Source organism: Nocardiopsis sp. TNDT3 (assembly GCF_003427465.1).
Classification (GTDB): Bacteria; Actinomycetota; Actinomycetes; order Streptosporangiales; family Streptosporangiaceae; genus Nocardiopsis; species Nocardiopsis dassonvillei.
Map to the genome: position 1 here is coordinate 1 of NZ_QPFC01000445.1, position 2,108 is coordinate 2,108.

General features: G+C 70.2%; 1 protein-coding gene. It reads right to left on the minus strand.

Annotation, left to right across the window (positions count from 1 at the left end; all coding sequences use genetic code 11):
• Positions 1 to 31: 31 nt before the first annotated feature.
• A complete protein-coding gene (gene acs / locus DQW06_RS11700) occupies positions 32 to 2,002 on the minus strand; it encodes an acetate--CoA ligase (RefSeq protein WP_013156318.1) in 1,971 nt (656 codons plus the stop codon).
• Between the last annotated feature and the right edge of the window lie 106 nt (positions 2,003 to 2,108).

A 2,108-nucleotide genomic window follows, 5' to 3' on the forward strand; every position in this document is an offset into this window, starting at 1 on the left:
GTGGCTGAGGGGCCCGCGCGGGCCCCTCAGCTCAGTCCTCCCGCTTGGCGGAGGGCAGCTGCTTGGCGATGACCTCCATGATCGAGGAGTCGGTGAGCGTGGAGGTGTCGCCGACGGCCCGGTTCTCGGCGATGTCGCGCAGCAGGCGCCGCATGATCTTGCCCGAGCGGGTCTTGGGCAGCTCGGGCACCGCCAGGAGGCGGGCGGGCTTGGCGATCGGGCCGAGCGAGGTGCCGACGTGGTTGCGCAGTTCCTGGACCAGGTCCTCGGGGACCTCCTCCTCGCCGCCGCGCAGGATCACGAAGCCGACGATGGCCTGGCCGGTGACCTTGTCGGTGGCGCCGACGACCGCGGCCTCCGCCACGCGCGGGTGGGAGACCAGCGCGGACTCGACCTCGGTGGTGGAGATGTTGTGGCCGGAGACGAGCATGACGTCGTCCACGCGGCCCAGCAGCCACAGGTCGCCGTCGGCGTCCTTCTTGGCGCCGTCACCGGGGAAGTACAGGCCCTCGAAGCGCGACCAGTAGGTGTCCTTGTAGCGCTGGGGGTCGCCCCAGATCCCGCGGAGCATGGACGGCCACGGCTCGCGGATGACGATGAAGCCGCCCTCGCCGTCGGGGACGGACTCGCCCTGCTCGTCCACGACGTCGGCGACGATGCCGGGGATGGCCCGCATGGCCGCGCCGGGCTTGCCGGAGGTCACGCCCGGCAGGGGGCTGACCATGACGGCGCCGGTCTCGGTCTGCCACCAGGTGTCCACGACCGGAGTGCGGTCGCCGCCAATGTTCTTGCGGTACCAGACGTAGGCCTCGGGGTTGATGGGCTCGCCCACCGAGCCGATGACGCGCAGGCTGGACAGGTCGAACTTGGCGGGGATGTCGTCGCCCCACTTCATGAAGGTGCGGATCGCCGTGGGGGCCATGTAGGCGATGGTGACCTTGTACTTCTCGATGATCTCCCAGAAGCGGCCCTTGTGCGGGGTGTCCGGGGTGCCCTCGTACAGGACGGTGGTGGCCGCGTTCGCGAGCGGGCCGTAGACGATGTAGGAGTGGCCGGTGACCCAGCCGATGTCGGCGGCGCACCAGTAGACGTCGGTCTCGGGCTTGAGGTCGAAGACCGCCCAGTGGGTGTAGGCGACCTGGGTGAGGTAGCCGCCGGTGGTGTGCAGGATGCCCTTGGGCTTGGCCGTGGTGCCGCTGGTGTACATGATGTACAGCGGGTCCTCGGCGTCGTGCGCCTCGGGCGTGTGCTCGGTGCTCTGGGACTCCACGACGTCGTGCCACCACACGTCGCGGTCGGTCCACTCGACGTCCTGGCCGGTGCGGCGGACGACGAGGACGTTCTCGACCGCGGGGCGGTCGGCGACGGCGGCGTCCACGGCGGGCTTGAGGGCGCTGGCCTTGCCGCGGCGGTAGCCTCCGTCGGCGGTGACCACGAGCTTGGCCTGGCTGTCGTCGAGGCGCTGGCCCAGGGCGTCCACGGAGAAGCCGCCGAACACGACCATGTGGACGGCGCCGAGACGGGCGCAGGCGAGCATGGCCACGACGGTCTCGGGGATCATCGGCATGTAGATGGCGACGCGGTCGCCCTTGCGCACGCCGAGTCCGGTCATGGCGTTGGCCGCCTGGGAGACCAGGTCCTTGAGCTCGGCGTAGGTGATGGTGCGGGTGTCGCCGGGCTCGCCCTCCCAGTGGTAGGCGACCCGGTCGCCGAGGCCGTTGGCCACGTGCCGGTCCACGCAGTTGACGGAGGCGTTGATCCTCCCGCCGACGAACCACTTGGCGAAGGGCGGGTTCCACTCCAGGGCGGTGTCCCAGGGCTGTTCCCACTGGAGCCTGCGGGCCTGCTCCTCCCAGAAACCGAGACGGTCCTCGTCGGCCCTGGCGTAGGCGTCGGCCTTGACGTTGGCGTCGGCGGCGAGCGCCTCCGGGGGAGGGAAGCTGCGCGTCTCGTGGAGAAGGTTGGACAGTGTCTCCTGGCTCGCGGGAGTGCTGTCGGCCACTGTGATTCTCCTTACGTAGGCTGGTTCACACCCAATTAATCATGTCGTGCGATACCCCGTGAACAGGCGGGGTGGCGTCCAGCGGCGGGGAAGGCCGGGCGCGCGA